Annotated in this window: 19 protein-coding genes and 1 tRNA gene; 9 read left to right on the top strand and 11 right to left on the bottom strand. The window is 42.1% G+C overall.

Annotated elements, in window-relative coordinates; all coding sequences use genetic code 11:
• The first annotated feature begins 13 nt into the window (after positions 1 to 13).
• Positions 14 to 625: a TetR/AcrR family transcriptional regulator gene (locus tag CLV32_RS06920; RefSeq protein ID WP_133553842.1), complete on the top strand. Its 612-nt coding sequence runs from the start codon at positions 14 to 16 to the stop codon at positions 623 to 625.
• 44 nt (positions 626 to 669) lie between these two features.
• Here CLV32_RS06920 and CLV32_RS06925 read toward each other — a convergent pair whose 3' ends face one another.
• Positions 670 to 1200 (bottom strand): sigma-70 family RNA polymerase sigma factor, encoded by a 531-nt coding sequence (locus CLV32_RS06925; protein WP_133553844.1) that lies wholly within the window; start codon positions 1198 to 1200, stop codon positions 670 to 672.
• Positions 1201 to 1537: 337 nt separating this feature from the next.
• Here CLV32_RS06925 and CLV32_RS06930 point away from each other — a divergent pair, with 337 nt between their 5' ends.
• Positions 1538 to 3397, top strand: a complete 1860-nt coding sequence (locus tag CLV32_RS06930) for a CocE/NonD family hydrolase (protein ID WP_133553846.1) — start codon at positions 1538 to 1540, stop codon at positions 3395 to 3397.
• On the opposite strand, the gene CLV32_RS06935 is transcribed toward CLV32_RS06930, so the two are convergent.
• Positions 3384 to 4952 carry a carboxylesterase/lipase family protein gene (locus tag CLV32_RS06935; protein ID WP_133553848.1) on the bottom strand — a complete coding sequence of 523 codons (1569 nt, stop codon included), beginning with the start codon at positions 4950 to 4952 and terminating at the stop codon, positions 3384 to 3386. The two genes, CLV32_RS06930 and CLV32_RS06935, sit on opposite strands and share 14 nt — an antisense overlap.
• 65 nt (positions 4953 to 5017) lie before the next feature.
• On the opposite strand from CLV32_RS06935, the gene CLV32_RS06940 reads away from it, so the two are divergent.
• A complete protein-coding gene (locus CLV32_RS06940; protein WP_133553850.1) occupies positions 5018 to 7243 on the top strand; it encodes an outer membrane beta-barrel family protein in 2226 nt (741 codons plus the stop codon).
• 2 nt (positions 7244 to 7245) lie between these two features.
• On the opposite strand, the gene CLV32_RS06945 is transcribed toward CLV32_RS06940, so the two are convergent.
• Positions 7246 to 8754, bottom strand: a complete 1509-nt coding sequence (locus CLV32_RS06945; RefSeq protein WP_133553852.1) for a carbon-nitrogen hydrolase family protein — start codon at positions 8752 to 8754, stop codon at positions 7246 to 7248.
• A gap of 282 nt (positions 8755 to 9036) precedes the next feature.
• Here CLV32_RS06945 and CLV32_RS06950 point away from each other — a divergent pair, with 282 nt between their 5' ends.
• The gene (locus CLV32_RS06950) at positions 9037 to 9366 is read left to right on the top strand and encodes a helix-turn-helix domain-containing protein (RefSeq protein WP_133553854.1); all 330 of its coding nucleotides are present in this window, start codon (positions 9037 to 9039) and stop codon (positions 9364 to 9366) included.
• A 26-nt stretch (positions 9367 to 9392) separates the two neighbouring features.
• Here CLV32_RS06950 and CLV32_RS06955 read toward each other — a convergent pair whose 3' ends face one another.
• Entirely contained in the window at positions 9393 to 11054 is a 1662-nt protein-coding gene (locus tag CLV32_RS06955) for an FAD-dependent oxidoreductase (RefSeq protein ID WP_133553856.1), read from the bottom strand.
• A 17-nt stretch (positions 11055 to 11071) separates the two neighbouring features.
• The gene (locus CLV32_RS06960) at positions 11072 to 12472 is read right to left on the bottom strand and encodes a sensor histidine kinase (RefSeq protein ID WP_133553858.1); all 1401 of its coding nucleotides are present in this window, start codon (positions 12470 to 12472) and stop codon (positions 11072 to 11074) included.
• A 157-nt stretch (positions 12473 to 12629) separates the two neighbouring features.
• On the opposite strand from CLV32_RS06960, the gene CLV32_RS06965 reads away from it, so the two are divergent.
• Together CLV32_RS06965 and CLV32_RS06970 are read left to right on the top strand one after the other, a co-directional pair.
• Complete coding sequence (locus tag CLV32_RS06965; RefSeq protein WP_133553860.1) at positions 12630 to 13196, top strand: HD domain-containing protein; 567 nt, start codon at positions 12630 to 12632, stop codon at positions 13194 to 13196.
• A 5-nt stretch (positions 13197 to 13201) separates the two neighbouring features.
• Positions 13202 to 14071: a YitT family protein gene (locus CLV32_RS06970; RefSeq protein WP_133553862.1), complete on the top strand. Its 870-nt coding sequence runs from the start codon at positions 13202 to 13204 to the stop codon at positions 14069 to 14071.
• On the opposite strand, the gene CLV32_RS06975 is transcribed toward CLV32_RS06970, so the two are convergent.
• Positions 14072 to 15115 carry an adenylate/guanylate cyclase domain-containing protein gene (locus tag CLV32_RS06975; protein WP_208110967.1) on the bottom strand — a complete coding sequence of 348 codons (1044 nt, stop codon included), beginning with the start codon at positions 15113 to 15115 and terminating at the stop codon, positions 14072 to 14074.
• Positions 15115 to 15492, bottom strand: coding sequence for a response regulator (locus CLV32_RS06980; RefSeq protein ID WP_133553866.1), 378 nt, complete (start codon positions 15490 to 15492; stop codon positions 15115 to 15117). Before CLV32_RS06980 ends, CLV32_RS06975 begins: the two co-directional genes overlap by 1 nt.
• 144 nt (positions 15493 to 15636) lie before the next feature.
• On the opposite strand from CLV32_RS06980, the gene CLV32_RS06985 reads away from it, so the two are divergent.
• Positions 15637 to 15909, top strand: a complete 273-nt coding sequence (locus CLV32_RS06985; protein WP_133553868.1) for a UBP-type zinc finger domain-containing protein — start codon at positions 15637 to 15639, stop codon at positions 15907 to 15909.
• Here the strand turns inward: CLV32_RS06985 and CLV32_RS06990 are convergent.
• Positions 15906 to 16958 carry a N(4)-(beta-N-acetylglucosaminyl)-L-asparaginase gene (locus tag CLV32_RS06990; RefSeq protein ID WP_133553870.1) on the bottom strand — a complete coding sequence of 351 codons (1053 nt, stop codon included), beginning with the start codon at positions 16956 to 16958 and terminating at the stop codon, positions 15906 to 15908. The two genes, CLV32_RS06985 and CLV32_RS06990, sit on opposite strands and share 4 nt — an antisense overlap.
• 39 nt (positions 16959 to 16997) lie before the next feature.
• Positions 16998 to 18515, bottom strand: a complete 1518-nt coding sequence (locus CLV32_RS06995) for a glycosyltransferase family 39 protein (protein WP_133553872.1) — start codon at positions 18513 to 18515, stop codon at positions 16998 to 17000.
• A gap of 317 nt (positions 18516 to 18832) precedes the next feature.
• Between CLV32_RS06995 and CLV32_RS07000 the strand changes: the two genes are divergently transcribed.
• Positions 18833 to 18906: transfer RNA gene (locus CLV32_RS07000), tRNA-Pro, on the top strand.
• A gap of 172 nt (positions 18907 to 19078) precedes the next feature.
• Positions 19079 to 19234: a transposase gene (locus tag CLV32_RS07005; RefSeq protein WP_262711518.1), complete on the top strand. Its 156-nt coding sequence runs from the start codon at positions 19079 to 19081 to the stop codon at positions 19232 to 19234.
• 4 nt (positions 19235 to 19238) lie between these two features.
• Here CLV32_RS07005 and CLV32_RS07010 read toward each other — a convergent pair whose 3' ends face one another.
• A complete protein-coding gene (locus CLV32_RS07010) occupies positions 19239 to 19850 on the bottom strand; it encodes a hypothetical protein (protein WP_243732255.1) in 612 nt (203 codons plus the stop codon).
• Positions 19847 to 20314, bottom strand: coding sequence for a (2Fe-2S)-binding protein (locus CLV32_RS07015; protein WP_133553874.1), 468 nt, complete (start codon positions 20312 to 20314; stop codon positions 19847 to 19849). The genes CLV32_RS07010 and CLV32_RS07015 overlap by 4 nt, the downstream gene beginning before the upstream one ends.
• Positions 20315 to 20325: the final 11 nt, after the last annotated feature.

The raw sequence follows: 20325 nt of genomic DNA on the forward strand, positions 1-20325 counted from the left end.
GTATATTTGCAATATGGACAATGTATTGAGCAAAGCAGACCGGACCAGGAATTTTATTATCGAGCGTACAGCCGAAATTTTTAATAAAAAAGGTTATGCAGGTACGTCGTTAAGCGACCTAACTGATGCGACTGGCCTGACGAAAGGCAGTATCTACGGCAATTTCGAAAACAAAGAAGAGGTAGCGCTCGCCGTATTTGATTACAATCACAAATGTGTTCGCAAGCTTATTCAGCAACGAATAGAAAAAGCGACAACCTATCAGGATAAATTACTGGTTTACGCCAGCGTGTACGATAGTTTCAATAAGGGAAATTTCCCCAAGGGCGGCTGTCCAGTGCTTAATACAGCAGTCGAGGCAGACGATACGCATGAAGCGTTAAAAAAGCGTGCTGCTAACGCCGTTATCAACTGGAAAAAAAATATACAGGATCTCATCACCGCCGGAATTCAAAACGGGGAATTTAAAAAAGAATTAAACAGTTCAGTATTGGCGCTTTCAATGATCGCACTGATTGAAGGCGGTATTATGATTGCAAAAGTTACAGGAAACCAGAGTAACCTTGATCAGGTGATGGAAACCTTAAAAATGCTGATTGAGCAAATGAAAAACACTTCAGCATAAAAAAAGGCTCCGCTTGGAGCCTTTTTATCAATATGAGGATTAGGTTAACTTGCTTTAAGAAACTGTTCATGGTACATCTTAAGGTTCTTTTTCAGAATCCCCCTTGCCAGATGAATTCTTGTCTTTACTGTCCCTATCGGGATATTCAACTCATCTGCGATCTCGTGGTATTTATAACCCTCAAAAAATCTCAAAAACGGTACCGAGTAACACGGTTGCAGTTTTGCTAAAGCCTTATTGATATCGTCCATCGTGCATTTGTTCTCACCCTGATTGTTAGTTGAACTAAATCTAAGTTGATCAGATGAAATTTCATCCGTAACAGTTACCATGGTCTTTACCCTTTGTTTTCTTCTATATGTATTAATAAAAGTGTTTCTTAAGATCGTGTATAACCACGCCTTAAGATTTGTACCTTCTTTAAAATTTTGTGCATAATGAATCGCTTTTAACAACGTATCCTGAACCAGATCCGCTGCGTCGTCAGTGTCTTTAGTAAAAGACATCGCAAAGGAAAGTAATCCATCTTTGTGTGTGTACAATTGGCTGTTAAAATCAGTTCTAATAGTTTCCATAGTTATCATTTTAGAAAAGGTTAATAGATTTGTAGATCTATTCATGACTAATCAATTACAATTCCTATTTTCTATTATTCATGAGAAGCAGGTAATTTTATCGTTAAATCGCGTAGTTTACACATTGATTAAGTATAAACAACAGAAAAACATCAACAAAAAACAAACGCAAATACTACAATATCATCTATAATCAGCTAAAAACAAGACATATACATAAACATTAATTATTAAACACCCACTTTTGTTTAACCAACCGTCCATTTCTGCAGACAATAGCTAAAAACTCTACGCGAGTAGTATTTTCCAGTTATATTCGCACACCAAACTTAACATCATGAAATATCTCATTCTTTGGACGTTGAGCCTCCTGGGCTTCACGGCTATCGCGCAGCAAAATAATCCGGATGCTGCTTTTATTAAAACAAACTACCAGAAGTACGAATACCAAATCCCTATGCGGGATGGAAAAAAACTATTTACTTCTGTTTACGTCCCTAAAGACAAGAGTAAAACATATCCGTTTATGATGGACAGGACCTGTTACAGTGTTGCACCCTACGGACCGGAAGTATACAAAGCAAGTTTGGGGCCTTCTTCATTGTTCTTACATGACGGGTATATTTTCGTTTATCAGGATGTGCGGGGCCGTTATATGAGCGAAGGTATTTACGAGGAGATGACTCCCGAACTCGATAAGCATCCAAATTCCAGTGCTGTTGATGAGGGTACCGACACCTACGATACAATTGACTGGTTGTTAAAGAATGTTCCAAACAACTCTGGCAAAGTTGGTGTATGGGGAATTTCATATCCGGGATTCTATACAACTACTGCTTTACTAAGCAGACATCCTGCGCTTGTTGCCGCTTCGCCACAAGCTCCAATTGCAGATCTCTACCGCGATGATGCCTTTCACAACGGTGCTTTTATGCTCGTTGCCAATTTCGGATTTTATCCCGGATTTACTAATCGTCAGGATGACAAACCAACACAACGCCGCGGTGGCAGATTTAATCCTGGCACAGAGGATGGTTACGACTTCTTCCTCAAAATGGGCAGTATGCGAAATTCTAATCTTAAGTATTATAAGGATACCATCCGTTTATGGAATGAATTACTGGATCATCCTAATTATGACCAGCATTGGAAAGATCGAAATGTTTTGACCCATCTTACCAATATTAAAACAGCAACACTCGTTACAGGTGGGTGGTACGATGCAGAAGATTTATATGGCGCCATTAATACCTATAAAGTACTTGCCGCCAATAATCCGAAAACACCAGTTTATTTTGCTATGGGCCCATGGGTACACGGTGGTTGGGCCAGAGGAGATGGCGACCACCTGGGTGATGTAGATTTCGGAAAAGCTACCGGTCCTTTTTATAGAGAGAAAATTGAGTTTGCCTTTTTTAGTCATTATCTTAAAGACACTCCATTAGATCTACCCAAAGTTTCCGTATTTCAAACTGGTGCAAATGCATGGAAAACCTACAATACCTGGCCACCGAAAGATGCTGAAGAGAAAAAGCTATATTTTTTACCGGGTGGCAAATTAGCATTTACGGCACCTGCGGCAGGAAAAACCGAACTCAGCACATTTGACTCAGACCCTGCAAACCCTGTCCCATTCCTAAATCGGAAGTCTATGGACATGGATCGTGACTACATGACTGCTGATCAGCGTTTCGCATCTGCAAGACCCGATGTTGTGACCTACCAAACAGATGTTCTTGATAACGAAGTTACGCTCGCCGGAAATATCTGGGCCAACTTAAAAGTGTCTACCACCGGCACAGACGCCGACTGGGTAATTAAAGTCATTGACGTATACCCTGATTCGGCAACAAATAATAAATGGACAGGCAAGGAAGTTAAAATGTCGGGCTATCAGCAAATGGTGCGAAGTGAGGCTATGCGCGGAAAGTTCCGCACGGGCTTTGACAAACCAACAGCCTTTGTTCCTGGCAAGATAAGTCCGGTAAACTTTGAACTACAGGACGTACTCCATACCTTCAAGAAAGGCCACCGCATCATGGTGCAGTTACAAAGTACCTGGTTCCCTTTGATTGACAGGAATACCCAACAAGTTCAGGATATTATGAAAGCCAAGGATACCGATTTTATTAAAGCAACACATAAGCTTTACAGCACTAAGGAAAACCCAAGCTACCTAACAGTTAGGGTACTTTAACAGTCTGCGCAGCAACAATAACCTGTAGTACTTCTTTTTCAGCAAGTGCTGCAGGTTGTATCTCCTCATCGAATACCATAACCTGGTAATTCTTCTGATCATACTTCCCCCATTTGGCCATCCCCTGATGATTTGGATCAGCATTAACTATAAAATTGATCCAACTGTCTGACATTTGTTTTTCCAAATTGTAGTCTATTGCTTGCCAGGGCCGATCTGAAAACCGAAGATTATGATACGCATATGGAACTTCGGAGGTGTGGAAGGCACCGAATTTAGCATACTCACCATTTCCAGGCACCTTCCTGTAAAACCTGTATACGTAAACAGGCAATCCGGGAATCTTGCTCTGCAGATTAGCGAGTGTAAAATTCTGCATGCCATAACGCTCTGCTGTGGCCAGTTGCCGCTGCGCATAAATGGCAGACGATTCATCAGTTACGTGATAGTAGTTTAATAATATCTCCGCTTTATCTCCATATTGTTTTTTGAGCTTTTCCTGAACACCTTGTACAGTTTTTATTGGTTCAGCTACATATATCTCATCAGCATTCCATCCGGTAAGCAAAGGCACTTGATGCTGCCTGCCCGCAGCAAAACAGTCGCCAACAGCCTCCGGCAATATATATCCGTCTACAATAGGTTTAAAATTACCCACCACCGATCGCTGTACAGCACTGGCGGGAGCAGCGCGTAATTCTGCCAGCGTCTTAGCCTGCAGTTTTTCTGCAATAGCCAGTCCCTGTTGCTCAGCAGTACGCAAGTCTTCAATACCATTATGGTTAAGCACGTAAGAACCACTTTCGGCGATCGCTTTACTGAACATCTTTTTTGCCGCAGGAGCCGCCATCAGACAGCTTACACTCATAGATCCCGCCGATTGGCCTGCTACTGTTACCTGATCCGGATCACCGCCAAACGCAGCAATATTATCTTTAACCCATCTCAGTGCGGCAATTTGATCCATCAATCCATAATTACCCGATGCCTGATGCCCTGATTCAGCCGAGAGTGCCGGGTGTGCCATAAATCCAAAGACGCCTACCCTGTAGTTAAAACTTACAAATACAATACCCTTAGCTGCCAATGCTTCTCCATCATATACCGGAACATTGGCTCCGCCTGACCCAAAGCCACCACCATAAATCCATACCAGTACAGGCTTAGGTTTTTTACCTTTTGCAGCCGCCCATACGTTAAGATATAAGCAATCCTCATTAATGGGTTGCTCGGGGATAATAAATTCCTGAGACCACATACTAAATGGGCCTGGTTTATTTTGATATGGACTTGGTCCGAAGGCGTCACAAACCTTCAAATCCTGCCATGGTTTAGCAGGTTGTGGTGCCCGCCAGCGCAGATCTCCTATCGGAGCCTGCGCATAGGGAATACCTTTATAGCTGCTGACGCCTGTTCCCGGATTTGTAACGCCAGAAATTAGCCCTGTTTTTATCTTGACTACAGGCTTTTCAACTACCGGGATGGGTTCCTGCACAAAACTTATAGTGATAGCGGCACACAGTAGCAGGCCGTATAGTGGTAACGTAAACTTCATTTGGTTAGCTTGTTAAACAATGTTAAAGATTTCTGGCGGCAATCCCGAAACTTTAGCTTAGTAGCATGAAGATAAAAATTAACCGCTCTTTATTCTCTTTTTGCATTCCTTTTTTTATCGCCATCCCTGGTTTCGCACAGGATTCAACAAAAAAGAAAGCGGATTCAACTTCCACAATTAACGAAGTCCAGGAACTGAATACGGTGCAGATCACCGGTAAAAAACCTTTAGTGACGCAAAAGAATGGCACCACAACTTTACATGTTTCCAATAGCAGCGTTTCCAGTAGCTCTTCTGCCCTGGAAATTCTTTCCAAAGCCCCGGGTGTTCACGTAGAAAGAGACGGCAGCATCAGTCTCAACGGTAAACGTGGTGTTACAGTGCTAATCGACGGTAAACCAACATACCTTTCCACAGAGCAGGTCAGAAATCTCCTTAGCGCAACTAATGGGATTTCCATAGAAGCGATTGAACTCATCGGAAGCCCCTCTTCAAAATACGAAGCTTCGGGTGCCGGGGGCCTCATTAACATCAGACTCAAGAAAAACGAAGACTACGGAACAAATGGAAACCTCACCGCAGTTGGCGGCTACGGTAATTACTTTAAGCGAAATGCCAGCTTACTGATCAACCACCGATCGTCAAAATTTCACTTTTTCGGACAGTATAGTTTTGAAAACCTAAAAGAAAATGAAATCTTGAATTTATCGAGAAGTAACAACAACGGTAATGAACAAACTTTTTTCAGGCAAAGCGGTACCGATCTATATGCAAAGGAAAGTCACAATTTAAAAGCCGGGCTGGATTACAACCTCACCAACAAGACTGTTCTGGGTTTTGTAACAACAGGATTTACGAATAAAAACACTATAAATACAGACAATCTAACTTTGATCGGGCAACAGCCTATCCTTCCGGATTCCAGCATCTACTCAATAAGTAACGGGGATAGCCGATATAAAAGCCTTGGTTATAACTTAAATCTCCGATCTAAGATTGATACCTCCGGACAAGAACTAAACGCCGACCTCGACTACTCAAGATTCACAAGTGCTAATACTTTTATCTATAATAACATTTTCTACAATTCGAGTGGGCAGATCTTCAAACCAGCATTATTATTCAAGAACCAGACACCCTCGCAAATTGATATCTGGGCAGCAAAGATTGACTACAGCAGGCAACTGACTGAAGGTATTAAACTGGAAAGCGGCTTCAAGAGCAGTTACGTTAAAACTGAGAATGCTTTTGCCTACCTAAACAACAATGCCACGGGCTTTATCAAGGACATTGGGAAAAGTAATGAGTTCAGCTATCGGGAAGCTATTCAGGCCGCTTATTCCGAACTCAGTGTTCAGAAATATGGGCTTAATATCCAGGCTGGGCTTAGGGCTGAGCTTACTGCGTCGAAGGGCATTTCTCCAGGTCAGGATAATACCGTGAAACGTACTTACCTGGATTTTTTTCCACACATTTCCATTAACAGGGAGTTGTCTCCTGCGGATGAAATTAGTTTTTCCTATAGCCGCAGGATAGACCGTCCTGATTACCAATCATTGAATCCTTTCAGCTATTTTGCTGACCTTTTTACTTATTCAGTAGGGAATCCATTCCTGAATCCGCAGTATACAAGTGCTTTTGAGTTAAGTTATAATTTAAAAAAGATAGGCAATGTAAGTCTCGGATACAGCAGAACCAGAGACGTAATCACGACAACATTAATAACTGACACAGTAAAAAAGACACTTTATATTAAAGACCAGAACCTTGCCAGAGAACAAACTATAAATCTTGTCTTTGCAGTACCGGTAACTTTTGCCTCCTGGTGGCAAAGTACAAACAACCTGACGGTATACAGAAATAAATACCAAACAAGCAACCTGATGGGCTTGCCTTATAGCGCTGGCCAACTCACTTATCTGTTAAACACTACGCAGACCTTGCAAGTTGGCAAACTGGTTGATACAGAGATTGCATTTGACTATCAGTCGCCCCAAATCTACGGAACCTACGCAGTAAAACCACTTTACGGTATGGATCTGGGGCTTAGCAAAAATATTTTAGGTAAGCAACTCACAATCAAGGCAAGCGCAACAGATCTGTTCAATACCAGAAAAGCACGCATCAGTAGTGCCATACCCAGCCAGGATTACCAACTTACACAAAAGAGCGAAAGCAGGGTATTCAAACTGAGTATGACGTATAATTTTGGCAAGAAAACTGTTAAACAAAATGACGATAAATCAGGCAGCAACGATACAGAAAAATCCCGCGTAAAAGCTACGCATTAACGTTATTTCAAGAGGCGCACCTCGTATAGATCCTTGCGCCGGTCTTTCAACACTTTTACCGTTCCAAAATGGTGTAACTCGTCCAATAAATGAAGATCAACATCTACTACCAGCATCATCTCCGTATTAGGCGTGGTCTCTGCTTTAACGGCGTTCGTTGGAAATGCAAAATCGGAGGGCGTAAATACTGCTGATTGCGCAAATTGAATATCCATGTTGTTAACCTTTGGTAAATTACCTACACAACCTGCAATAGCTACATAGCACTCGTTTTCTATAGCCCTGGCCTGTGCACAATGCCTCACGCGTGTATATCCGTTTTGCGTATCGGTTAGAAAAGGTACAAACAAAATCTGCATACCCTGGTCTGCCAGAATTCTGCTCAACTCCGGAAACTCGACATCATAACAAATCAGAATCCCTACTTTACCACAATCGGTATCGAAAACCTGAATCTTGTCGCCTCCAATCATCCCATAATATTTCTGTTCATTTGGGGTGATATGTACCTTTCTATATTCTTCAGTTTTCCCACTCCTGTGACACAGGTAACTGGCATTGTACATCTTGTTTCCCTCTACTATAGGCATAGTACCTGAAATGATATTTACGTTATAGGAAACAGCATAGGATTGAATTTTCTCTACAATCTCAGCAGTAAATCCTGCAAGCTTGCGCATAGCCTCCATTTCCGGCAAATGATTATAGGGCTGAAGTAGTGGCGTATTGAAGAATTCAGGGAACATGATGAAATCGGATTTATATCCACTTACCGCGTCGACAAAAAATTCAACTTGCTCATAAAAGGTATCCATATCAGGAAACAAGCGCATTTGCCATTGTACAAGGCCAATCCTGATTGTCTTTGCCGACCGTGCCGAGGCATCGATCCCCTGATAGTAAATATTATTCCATTCAATTAATGTTGCAAATTCTTTAGATTCATGATCTCCAGGCAGATAGTTCTTCAATACTTTACGCACATGGAAATCGTTAGAGATCTGAAACGTTAGCGTAGGGTCGTAAAGCTCCTTTGATTTAACCTTATCGATATATTGTCTTGGACTAAGTTCTTCCGCATGCGCATGATATCCCGGTATGCGTCCACCGGCAATGATGCTTTTCAGGTTCAGACTTTCGCATAGTTCTTTCCTAGCTTCGTATAAGCGCCTGCCCAATCTCAAACCGCGATAATCCGGAGATACGAAAATTTCTATACCATATAAGGTGTCCCCTGTAGGGTCGTGTGTCGAAAATGTATAATTACCGGTGATCAGCTGATAAGTGTGCTTGTCCCCATATTCATCATAGTCTACTATTAAAGACAGTGAGCATGCTACAACTTTGTCATCCACAGCAATACAAAGCTGGCCTTCAGGAAACAGCTTTAACAATTTAGCAATACTTTGTTTACTCCATATTGAGCCGCCAAGTGTGTCATATGCCTGTTCCATAGACTCCTTAAGGTCTGTATAATCTTCCAGTGTAAGTTTCCGGGTTTCAATATTCATAGTGTTATTTTAGCTGTTCTAACACATAAATGATGCCCGAAGTTAAATTAGTTTGCACAGTTAACATTAATTTTGTATATTCAACCATAAGGTAATAATTTTAAATTATCGCTCTCCCAAAGGCCAATAATCCTATGGTTTAAATTAAATATTGACTTATTATTTAAATTTAATCTGTAAAATGAAATCCACGTCAACTCAGTTTCCGTACATGTATCTATAATTTCCTGAGATCGAAATGGGTTCACCCATTCAGGATAATCCTAAACAAATCATAACACAATGAACAACATCGGTAAAAACATCAGAATGCTCCGCCACAAGAATGGCTGGAACCAGGGGGAAGTCGCAAAAAGACTTAACATATCTATCCCTGCATTTTCTAAAATTGAAACAGGATTCACTGACATTAACATTTCAAGACTTCATCAAATTGCAGGCTTGTTCAATGTTTCTATCATCGAGATACTTGCAAAAGAGGGAGATGCACCAATTCCGGAAAAGGTAGACGAATTAAATGAACTTAAAGAAAAGCTTTTAGCGAGAGAGCAGGATTTGTTATCGCTGCAGAAAAAGCTGATTGAACTATATGAAGAAGTAAGAAAAAAATAATCCCCCCCTTAAGGGGGATTATTCCCTTAAACTTCTGCCAGATACTTATGCACAAAGCTGATCGCCATGGATCCTTCCCCTACGGCAGATGCTACCCTATTCATTGCGCCTGCCCGAACATCCCCGGCGGCAAAAATACCCGAACAGCTGGTTTCCAGCAAGAAAGGATCACGCTTTAACTTCCAGATCTTTTCAAAATCAGCATATGCTTTCAGATCTCGCCCTGTCTCAATAAAATCTTTATCATTCTTAATAATATCCAGCTGAATCCAATCGGTATAAGGTTTTGCCCCTATAAAGATATACAGAGCATCAGCATCACGAACCTCGCTTTGTTTAGTAACAGCATTGGTTAACGTTAATTTTTCCAGGCTATTGGCACCCGTTGCAGTTGTAATCTCAGTATCAATAATAAGTGTAATGTTATGAATATCGGCAATCTGCGCGATCAGGTAGGCAGACATTGTACTCACCAGGCTATTTTTTCTGATTACGATATAGACATTTTTGGCAAATTTAGACAGATATACGGCTGCCTGTCCGGCAGAGTTACCCCCTCCTAAAACGTAAACTTCTTTATTCGTGCATGCGGCAGCCTCCGTTAGCGCAGCGCCATAATATATCCCAGCTCCGGTAAAATCGTTGATGCCTGGAACCTCCAGCTTCCGGTAATCAACACCGGTGGTAATGATTACTGAACGGCTCAATATGTCGGGTCCATCTTCAAGGATAATAGTTTTATAACCGTCCTTTTGCCTGATATCACTAACAGACTGTGGCGATAAAAACTCTGCGCCAAGTCGTTTTGCCTGCGTAATTGCCCGGCGCGTCAGATCGGCACCACTCAAACCGGCTGGAAAACCCAGGTAGTTCTCAATCCTGGAGCTCGTTCCGGCTTGTCCGCCTGGCGCCTTACGCTCAATCATCAGTGTTTTCAATCCTTCAGATGCGCCATAAACAGCCGCAGCAAGACCGGCAGGCCCCGCACCAATAATCACAACATCATAAATATGGTTTGTGATCTGTGGATTGATCCCTATTTTCTCCGCTATTTCCTTGATGGTTGGCTTACTTATGAAGCTTCCGTCTTCAAACAAAACAAGCGGCAGATCTTCGTTACCCTGATTATTCATCTCTACCAGTTCAGTAGCCTCAGTGCTCCGTTCAAAGTCTAGAAAGCGGTATGGAATTAAGTTCCCCGCCAGATAATCTTTGATGGTATGTGATGCCGGTGAGAACTGGAATCCAATCAACCTGATCCCTGTAAATTCAGGAACATAGTTATTCTGCCAGTCGCCAATCAATCCATCTATAACCGGGTACAACCTGTCTTCTGGCGGATCCCATGGTTTCATCAGATAATAATCCAACTGCACGTCATTGATTGCTTTTATTGCTGCTTCAGTATCAGAATAAGCCGTTAGCAGCACCCGCTTGGCATCGGGAAAAATGTTGATTGCCTTACAGAGAAAATCTACACCTTCCATTTCCGGCATCCGTTGATCACATACAAACAACGCAATCACTGCACCACTGTTCTTCAGTTCAGTCAGCATTTCCAGTGCTTCCTGCGCCGAAGTGGTTGTCATGATCTTATACAAAGAACTGTATTTTGACCTCAGGTCGCGGTTAATCGCACGAAGTACCTGGGGATCATCGTCAATACAAAATATAATCGGTCTACTCATTTTATGTTACGTAATATTTATCCGTTAATTGGAAAGCATACCACAAATGCGGTCTCTCCAGGTTTAGATTTCAGTTTCACTGTTCCTTTATGTTGGTCAACAATACGGTGTACCACTTCAAGCCCCATCCCTGTGCCTTTGCCCATTTCCTTTGTGGTAAAGAAAGGGTCAAAAACTTTCGACTGGACTTCAGCAGGAATACCGGGACCGTTGTCTGTAATTGTTACCTCAACAAATTCGCCATCCTTTTTAGTCCTGATCGTTAACACCCCCTTTTTTGTAGGTTCCATCGCATCAAGTGCATTGTCAATCAGGTTGGTCCAGACTTGGTTAAGCTCCCCAATAACAGCGTTGACAGGCGGCAGACTCAGATCATAATCCTGTACAATTTCAATATTGCCCTTCCTGATCTTATAGCCAAGCATAGTCAGGGTATTTGCAATACCCTTATGAATATCTGCATATTGTTTATCCTGCCCTTGATCCATATGCGTAAAATTCTTGACAGAGTTAACCAACTCAGCAATACGGCGGGCAGACTCACGTATATCACCCATCATCTTTTCAGCACATAACTTCGTAGCCATCCAGTTAAACAATGGAGAACGGTAAGCTTCCGGTATGATTGCGGCCAGTGCATCAAGATTATCTATAGAGAAATTATAGTCAACAAAGTTTTCTGCAATTTCCCAGGCATGGTCTATGTCGTTATCGTCGAGCCAGTCACCCAGCTTATCTTCCAAAGCAGTACGCTGCTTAAGTCCTGGTGCCAGCGGCCTTTCCTTGCTAATAATAGCAAAAAAAGTATCCGACAGCGTATCTACTGTTTCCGGACTAAGCTTAATAGAAAAACGGTCTTTGAATACCTCCGGTGATAACTGAACATGTTTGATGAGTGTGCTCGAATCGCGCACTATCGCCGAAGCAGGGTTATTCAATTCGTGCGCTAAGCCTGCTGAAAGCTTACCAAGCGCCATCATTTTTTCCCCCTGTTGCTGAAAGTTAGCAAATTCCCTCACCCTGTTTGACATGATATGCACCAGGGCTTGTGTCAATTCGAAATTCTGCGTAATCATATCATGGATGTGCGCTGTAGGAAACATGAGCATCCGAAGTTCTCCAATGGCCTGAACATAGCTGGAGGATATTTTAGCTCTGGAAAAAGGAAGATAACCAGTAATGGCTCCAGGCTCAAATATCAGGTACTCGCGCATGGAGCCCGATTGCATGACGAAGAAACGCATTTTCCCCTCCAGCAGGATATGTGGCCCGGTTAAGGCTTGCCCGGGCTCTAATACATAATCGCCATCAGCAAAGCTCCTGTCTTCGCTCATATCGATAAACCACTGCAGCTGTGCGTCGGGAATATCCTGTAAAACTTCGATCTTTTTTAGCCAATCTATGGTCACCGTTTGCATAGCTAAATATATGGATAATAAATTTTGCTAACTAACAAGAAACAGCCATTTTCATTAAACCAACACTAAAAAGCTACACATGAATTTATTAAAATTCGAAGAAATCGTTTTCATTGCTCAGCTAACATTAATATCTTAGCCCTTGAATAGATTTTTTATGCAAAATAGCCCCGAGGGTAAATTCATACTGAAAAAACTACAAAAAGAACTGCCCAGGCATTTGCTTTACCATGATCTCGGACATACTTTGGACGTTTATCAGTGTGCCGCATCTATCGCCCGGGCCGAGCATGTTGACGGGAAAGCGCTGAAGCTTTTATTAATAGCGGCGTTGTACCACGATTCAGGCTATTTAAAGCACCGGAAAGACCACGAGGAGCAGTCCTGTATCATTGCAGCAGATGCGCTGCGTACTTTTGGTTACAGCGAAGAAGATATCGCAGAAGTTTGCCGGCTGATTATGGCAACCCGGATTCCACAGCAACCCCGTTCTCTTGCAGAACAAATCCTTTGTGACGCTGACCTGGATTACCTCGGGCGAGAAGATTTTGCCGCAAATGGAAAGAAATTATATGAAGAGATGCACGCTGAGGGACTGATAGATAACGAAGACACCTGGGATCAGATGCAGATAGATTTTTTGAAGCAGCACCACTATTTTACAGCCACCTCTATCAGCCGCAGAAATGCAACAAAAGAACTTAACATCAACGCCTTATTATAACCAAGATGAACAACACACCGATTAAGACCCATATTATTGATGCCGGATATACCCTTGCAGGAATTCTTTTCTGTGGATTTGCATTAAAGAGCTTCCTGGTACCTAATAGCTTTTTTGATGGTGGCGTAACTGGAATATCCTTGCTGATCCATGAGTTATATCATGTCAACATTGCCTATGTGATCATTATCGCTAACATTCCTTTCATTTTAATGGGTGCTTTCCAGGTTAATAAAACATTTGCACTGCGCACGCTTGCAGCCATTATAGGCCTGGCGCTCTGCCTTCATTTCCTGCCTGCAACACAGATCACTTCCGATAAGCTGCTGGTATCTATCTTTGGCGGTGTGTTTATGGGAATAGGTATTGGACTGGCCATCCGCGGAGGATGCGCACTGGATGGCATTGAGGTATTGGCTTTATACACCGGTAAGCGGATAAGCTTCACCATCAGTGAAATTATCCTGGGCATAAACATCGTCATTTTCCTTATTGCAGCCATTAAGCTGGGTCTGCCAACAGCCTTGTATTCCATTCTTACCTATTACACTGCTTCCCGGATGATCAACTTCGTGATCGAGGGGCTGGAAGAATATACTGGTGTAACCATTATCTCCGGACAAAGTGAGGTGATCAAAGAAAGATTGGTTATGAAACTCGGCCGTGGTATTACTGTGTACAAGGGAGAGCGCGGTTTCCTACCTGAGAGTTTCGACGTAAGTCACCCTGTAGATATCGTTTTCACCGTAGTTACCAGACTTGAGCTGAGAAGATTAAGAAATATGATCCACGAAATAGATCCTAAAGCTTTTGTATTTACCAGTGTAGTGAAAGAAGCGGCAGGCGGCGTTTTAAAACGCCGTGCGCGCCATTAATTATTCCGTTACCTCATACGTAAGTACTGGCAATTCTTTATTTTTAAGGGTAAATTCACCCACTTCTATACAATTAAAAGATTCTTTCGCAAGATGATAAACCTGCTCCGTAATCAGGATCTGGCTGGCTTTTGCTACGCCCTGCAACCGTTGTGCAAGATTAACAGAATCTCCGATAACTGTATAATCGAGCCTTCTTAATGAGGCCGAACCTATGTTCCCAGAAACCATTTCGCCCGAATTGATGCCAACTGACACTTCTGGTTTAAATTCATAGTCGCCAGACTTGAAAGTCTCCGCACCATTCAACTGCGCCTTTATTGCCAGTGCTGCATCTATAGCCCTATCCAGATGGAATTTATCCCTAAACACCGCCATCACGGCATCACCCATAAATTTATCGATATGACCACCATGACTAATCACTTCCTGCACAATTTTATCAAACAGCGTATTGATCAGATCCACAACAGTATTTGCCGGAACTTTCTCTGTAATCGCTGTAAAGCCACAAATGTCGATAAACATTACCGTAGCCTCTACTATTTCATTTCCTAAAAGGCTATTTTCAAAACCTTTGTGCGTCATAAAGTTCAGGACGTTCTCGTCAACATACATCCTGAGGATATTATTTTCTTTGATCGCCTTAATGGTTTCCTGCAGCTGCTTAACATGCTGTATCGTTTTTTCCATCGTCAGGTCCAGATCTTCAAAATCTACCGGCTTAAATACAAAGTCGAACGCACCGCGGTTCATAGCCATACGAATATTCTGCATATCGCCATAAGCAGATACTACCACAGCCTTGAGCATAGGATTTGCTTCCGGCAGGCGACTTAACAAAGTAAGTCCATCCATTACAGGCATGTTGATATCAGAAAGCATAATATCAATATCCGGATGCTCCTGAATCCTAAGCAATGCTTCTTCTCCATTCTGGGCGAAGACGAATTCATACACATTTTCTCTGATCTTTTTGCGAAATTTCTGTTTCACTAAGATCTCTAAATCTGCTTCATCATCTACCACGAGTATCTTAGCCATTATTCTTCGAAGGTTTTAAGTTTTTCTTTTAACAAATTAAAATCAAGGGGCTTGGTCAGAAAGTCATTTGCTCCCTGTTCAATTGCTTGTCGATGATTCTCTTCATCTCCATAAGCAGTGATCATCATCACCACTGGCGGAGGGGTATCGTAGTCGTGCCGAATCCTGCTTAACAAGTCCAGACCACTCATTCCAGGCATATTGATATCAGATAAAATCAGCACTACTTCAGAATGCCTGGTTTCTAGAAACGCTAATGCTTCCTCACCCGATAGCGCGAAATTAAACTCAACTTCATGATTTTTAATCTCTTTCCGAAACCGTTGCAGAAAAAGTGGCTGAACGTCTGCTTCGTCGTCTACAACTAGTATTTTCATAGGGTCTAAATATAGCTAATTTAAAAATTTAATCTGTTTAAGAATTTAGTTATCTAATTTAATTTTTTCAATGCTCCTCAGATAAGAGAAAAACTTTATCTTTATTAAACACGATTTATTAAGCACATCTCACAAAAACGAATTATGGACAACCAAACTATTTGCAGCCATATTAAAGCTATCACAGAAGTAAAAATAGCAAGCGAAAAAGTATGCGAAGAATGCATCAAAGAACATAGTGACTGGGTTCATCTGCGCACCTGCCAAACTTGCGGTGTTACGCTATGTTGCGACCAGTCGCCAAAAAAGCACATGACCAAACATTACAACCACGAGAAACATCCCGTAGTGGCGTCGGCCGAAACCGGCGAACGCTGGATGTGGTGTTATCCTGACGAGCTTTTTGTAGATTACTAGTAAAAGCTTTTACCGGGAATTAGCAAATCCTGCTTATCTGTATTACAAACAGCATAGCTGAAACCCTTTTGTATGGCGTACGCGCCATACTCTCCTTTTTTGTTCATCGCCAGAAAACCTACCTGAATATTTTTAGCGGTATCAGGTTTTTTCTTGATGATCCGCATTACCGCTTCTTTGCAGGCTGCTTCAGGGGTGTAACCCTGACGCATCAGTTCGACAACGAGAAACGACCCAACATTCCGCACTACTTCTTCTCCTACGCCAGTAGAGGTGGCTCCACCAACTTCATTGTCTACATACAGTCCTGCGCCAATAATCGGACTATCTCCTACCCTTCCATGTAATTTATAAGCCATGCCGCTGGTTGTGCAGCCACCACTCAGATTGCCCTCAGCATCCATGGCTAGAATACCTATGGTATCATGATTGTACTGATTTCCGGGAAGCTTCTGTGGTGCAGCTTTCCTATAATTTTCATTCTCTATATTCATCACTGGAGCGTAATGTGCCGTTTTAAGCCATTCTTTCCAGGCTGTTTTACTGGTTTCAGTCAACAACTCCTCTTTTTTGAAACCATTCTCCAGTGCAAATTGCAATGCACCATCACCGGCCAGCATCACATGCGGTGTTTTCTCCATAACCTTACGTGCTACGGATATGGGATGTTTAATATGTTCAATCGCGAGTACGGCACCGCAATTCCCTTGTTCATCCATAATACAGGCATCTAACGTAACTATACCATCACGATCAGGAAGACCTCCATACCCTACCGAAGAGTTTTTGACGTCTGCTTCTGGCACCCATGCTGCATGTTCTACAGCATCTAGTGCCTTGCCTCCTTTTGATAGAATTTCCCATCCAGCTTTATTTGCAGCGATGCCAAAATCCCAGGTAGAAATAATTATAGCTGAATTTTTAACAGTTTTTGGTGCTGCTGAAGAAGTTCCCGTGTGCTTAGAAAGTTTTGCGAAGGTACTTTTATTTAGCGCGACAAGACCAGCAGAAAGTGCCGATGCTTTAATGAATTTTCTACGGTTAAACATGAAAAGGTTGAATTTAGGGCTTGATATGCAAGGCTAAACTTACTTATTTTTAAATAGAAATATTGCCCCGTCATTAAATTTATATTGTCCGATAATTTGCCGATGAGCCATCACAGTAGCGCTATCCAGCAAATCGGTATCCTTAGTCTGGTAAAACCAGATCAGATAGTTCAGTGATCCCTTCAAAAATCGATTGGTGGTTATGGGGTCATTCTTGTGAGGTAGTTCTGCAGCTTTCATGTCAGACAAAAAGTAAACAGCTTCATGTGCGTTGGAATAAACCGGAATTTTAGGATCAAAAAAATGGGGCCTCTTTTTTAAAAATAATGCAGTGGCAGAGTTTTTCTGGAACTTATCGGTATAACCGGGAATACCGTAGTTTTTTGTGATATCAATCATGTGATACACCGTAAACACATTAAAACAAATTAAGCCGACAAGAAAGATAGAAATGACGAATTTACGTGCTGCGGTAGACAAGTGCAACTTATTTAAACTGCGACTGAGCCAGATCAGAATAACGATAATTGCTGGCACATAAATAGGCGTTAAAAATCTGTTATTTAGCTGCTCAAAATGAGTTAATGTAGAAATACCCAAGATAAAAACTGTGTATGCTATCACAAAAACTGAACATACATGTTCAACAGTTCCATATTTATAGCGTTTCCAAATTGGCATCATCATCATCACTATGAAAAAAATCAAGGTAGCGGTTACTACAAAAGCTACAAGTCTATCAGGCATTCCATGATTCGGAAACCAATTAGCTACAATCTGCGTATAAAAACTGAAGTTAGTTTGTAAGGATACGATTCCTGGTTCCCTGGATCCTGTAGGCGTACCATTCACCAGCGTGTTCCTAATAATGTTGACGCAAAGCAACGATACCGACAAAATCCAGAACAATAGCAAGTGCTTAATTTTGTTACGCCAATCCAACTGGCTATGAAAAAAGATCAACGCCAGTCCAGTTCCCACTAATGTTATCCCGGCATACCTGGTAATGCAAGCCAATGCGACCGAAATACAACAAATTAACAGTTTTTTAATTGACGGATTACTAACGTAGCGCATCAACAGCAGAAGGGCAAGCAGTGAGAGTACAAGAAATAAAGTTTCTGACCATAACATTGCATATATCTGAAGCAATGCCGGGCTTATCGCTATAACAATTAATATCAAATAACGGTTCCAAGCCTGAAACTGTCTATGCACTTTCATTGAGGCATCGGCCAGTAGAATGAGTACAGCATACAACAAACCGTTGATAATTGGTCCGATAGTAAGCGGATCCGTCCAGGAAATCAACTTAATCAGTGCAAGAAAAATAGGATAGCCTAAAGGAAAATCTACGAGGCGGTCGCCACTGTATTCTGTAAAACTGAAATTTGTTGCAATATTACGTGCCGTACTTAGATATACAATAGAATCTGGCGAAACACCTACCCCATTGTAATTCGTATACAAAATTACCAGGCCGAATGATAATAGTGCAATGCCACTTGCAATCGAATTGGATAGGGTCCAGTTTGATATTCGCTTAAAAGAATCCATGATTACATTATTATTTGTACTGCAAAATTAACCTTATTTAATAACTGTATGTATTTAAGACAAAAAATAGAGCGCGTTGAAATTTTTTCTTCTTGAACATGAACTGATTACACTTAGTTTAACAGAAATAAGCCGCTCACAGTCGTAGAATGCGATTTATTATCCTACATTTGCACCATACCAATCACAGAGGATCTGTGAGGGAAATTGAAAAACTAAAAATATATTTTAAAATATATTTGTTTATTAAAGTAAAAGTTCTACTTTTGCAATCCCAAACAACGGAAGAGTTTAACTCCAGGTTGTAAATAAAAGTTCGGGGTGTAGCGTAGCCCGGTATCGCGCCACATTTGGGATGTGGAGGTCGTAGGTTCGAATCCTGCCACCCCGACTTAAAAAAGCCTTTAAATCATCAGATTTAGAGGCTTTTTTGTATCTTAATGTTTTTGTGGGATCAAGTGGATCAAGAAATTCTTGGATCAATGCCAAATGTCAGCTGCTATCACCTTGGGCGCTATTTTTAGGTTGACGGTAAGCAGCTTCAGGAGTAGGTAACCATAGATATGGCTGCCAACATGCAGTTAACTATTAAGCGGTGCTTTGTCAATGCGCGTCGGGTAATTGATCCCTTTCACGTACAGAAACTGGCCAACGATGCAGTTCAGGAATGCAGGATAAAGTACCATACAGAGCAAACTCGCAGAGCTTTTGTTTTCTGATTGGTCACTTTTTCGCTTCAGGCGCATAAGCACCATTTGACAGCCAGGCTATCCACGCTTTTTTAAATGCTGCATGACTCAATGGTGGAAGTGTACGGCCCTCACCGGGATTCCAGCCTGCTTTGACTAGGCCATCATCGGCGTGTGCAATCAACTGCTTCATGTTCTTGTTGCCATTCGTCCTGGGGTCCAGCAGTTGTTTAGCCAATTCATTCGCCGTTTTACCCTGGAATACCATTTTCATATCTGCCGGTGGCAGGTGCCAGTTCGGATGGCCGGGAGGTTTATTTAATCCAGCAATATTTGTGGGCTGGTGACAGTTTGCGCATTTCATGGCGTACTTACCTTTACCCTCTAAACCTCGCTTAGGGAGCATAGCATGCAGGTGGCTGTCGTCTCCCTGAAGCGGCACGTCGCCAGCGGGATGACAGTTCATGCATCGCGGACTCATTAGTACACTATACACCTTTTTGAATGCAGCTACTGAAGCTATGCTATCTCTTTTCATCACTACGAAAGGGGCTTTGCTTTTCGACGTATCCAGGCTAAAAGCCATCACAGCCACCATCAAAATCAGGGTGCTGGTCACTACAAAAGTTCTGATCCTGATTTTCATGAGCGCTCCTTTCCCTGAATTTCTGAGGCCAGATGTATTGCTTCGCGGATGCGCAGATACGTGCCGCAGCGACAGATATTTCCCGCCATGGCATCATCAATATCCTGATCTGAAGGCTTTTTATTTTCATTTAACAACACGGCCGCCGACATGATCTGACCGGCCTGGCAATATCCACATTGCGAAACGTCCAGTTCCAGCCACGCTTGTTGTAAGGGATGGGTATGGTTTTCGGAAAGACCCTCAATTGTTATTACTTTTTTCCCTTCCGCCCTACTTAATTTCGTCACACAGGAGCGGACAGCTTCACCATCCAGGTGTACTACACAGGCACCACACTGCGCTACACCGCAGCCATATTTTGTGCCAATTAGACCCACAACGTCCCTTAATACCCATAGTAGCGGCATCTCAGGATCTGCGTCCAGATTGTAAATCTTTTTATTAATGTTCAACTTGATCATAAAAATGTCTG

It is taken from the genome of Pedobacter duraquae (assembly GCF_004362245.1).
In the GTDB taxonomy this organism is placed as follows: domain Bacteria; phylum Bacteroidota; class Bacteroidia; order Sphingobacteriales; family Sphingobacteriaceae; genus Pedobacter; species Pedobacter duraquae.

What these genes read in the sequence shown, in the direction of transcription:
- CLV32_RS06945 (WP_133553852.1), bottom strand. Translation starts at nt 8,754, where the DNA reads ATGAATATTGAAACCCGGAAACTTACACTGGAAGATTATACAGACCTT.
- CLV32_RS06930 (WP_133553846.1), top strand. Translation starts at nt 1,538, where the DNA reads ATGAAATATCTCATTCTTTGGACGTTGAGCCTCCTGGGCTTCACGGCT.
- CLV32_RS06990 (WP_133553870.1), bottom strand. Translation starts at nt 16,958, where the DNA reads ATGTTTAACCGTAGAAAATTCATTAAAGCATCGGCACTTTCTGCTGGT.
- CLV32_RS06950 (WP_133553854.1), top strand. Translation starts at nt 9,037, where the DNA reads ATGAACAACATCGGTAAAAACATCAGAATGCTCCGCCACAAGAATGGC.
- CLV32_RS06995 (WP_133553872.1), bottom strand. Translation starts at nt 18,515, where the DNA reads ATGGATTCTTTTAAGCGAATATCAAACTGGACCCTATCCAATTCGATT.
- CLV32_RS06985 (WP_133553868.1), top strand. Translation starts at nt 15,637, where the DNA reads ATGGACAACCAAACTATTTGCAGCCATATTAAAGCTATCACAGAAGTA.
- CLV32_RS06965 (WP_133553860.1), top strand. Translation starts at nt 12,630, where the DNA reads ATGCAAAATAGCCCCGAGGGTAAATTCATACTGAAAAAACTACAAAAA.
- CLV32_RS06975 (WP_208110967.1), bottom strand. Translation starts at nt 15,115, where the DNA reads ATGGCTAAGATACTCGTGGTAGATGATGAAGCAGATTTAGAGATCTTA.
- CLV32_RS07010 (WP_243732255.1), bottom strand. Translation starts at nt 19,850, where the DNA reads ATGAAAATCAGGATCAGAACTTTTGTAGTGACCAGCACCCTGATTTTG.
- CLV32_RS06935 (WP_133553848.1), bottom strand. Translation starts at nt 4,952, where the DNA reads ATGAAGTTTACGTTACCACTATACGGCCTGCTACTGTGTGCCGCTATC.
- CLV32_RS06980 (WP_133553866.1), bottom strand. Translation starts at nt 15,492, where the DNA reads ATGAAAATACTAGTTGTAGACGACGAAGCAGACGTTCAGCCACTTTTT.
- CLV32_RS06970 (WP_133553862.1), top strand. Translation starts at nt 13,202, where the DNA reads ATGAACAACACACCGATTAAGACCCATATTATTGATGCCGGATATACC.
- CLV32_RS07005 (WP_262711518.1), top strand. Translation starts at nt 19,079, where the DNA reads ATGGCTGCCAACATGCAGTTAACTATTAAGCGGTGCTTTGTCAATGCG.
- CLV32_RS07015 (WP_133553874.1), bottom strand. Translation starts at nt 20,314, where the DNA reads ATGATCAAGTTGAACATTAATAAAAAGATTTACAATCTGGACGCAGAT.
- CLV32_RS06920 (WP_133553842.1), top strand. Translation starts at nt 14, where the DNA reads ATGGACAATGTATTGAGCAAAGCAGACCGGACCAGGAATTTTATTATC.
- CLV32_RS06955 (WP_133553856.1), bottom strand. Translation starts at nt 11,054, where the DNA reads ATGAGTAGACCGATTATATTTTGTATTGACGATGATCCCCAGGTACTT.
- CLV32_RS06925 (WP_133553844.1), bottom strand. Translation starts at nt 1,200, where the DNA reads ATGGAAACTATTAGAACTGATTTTAACAGCCAATTGTACACACACAAA.
- CLV32_RS06960 (WP_133553858.1), bottom strand. Translation starts at nt 12,472, where the DNA reads ATGCAAACGGTGACCATAGATTGGCTAAAAAAGATCGAAGTTTTACAG.
- CLV32_RS06940 (WP_133553850.1), top strand. Translation starts at nt 5,018, where the DNA reads ATGAAGATAAAAATTAACCGCTCTTTATTCTCTTTTTGCATTCCTTTT.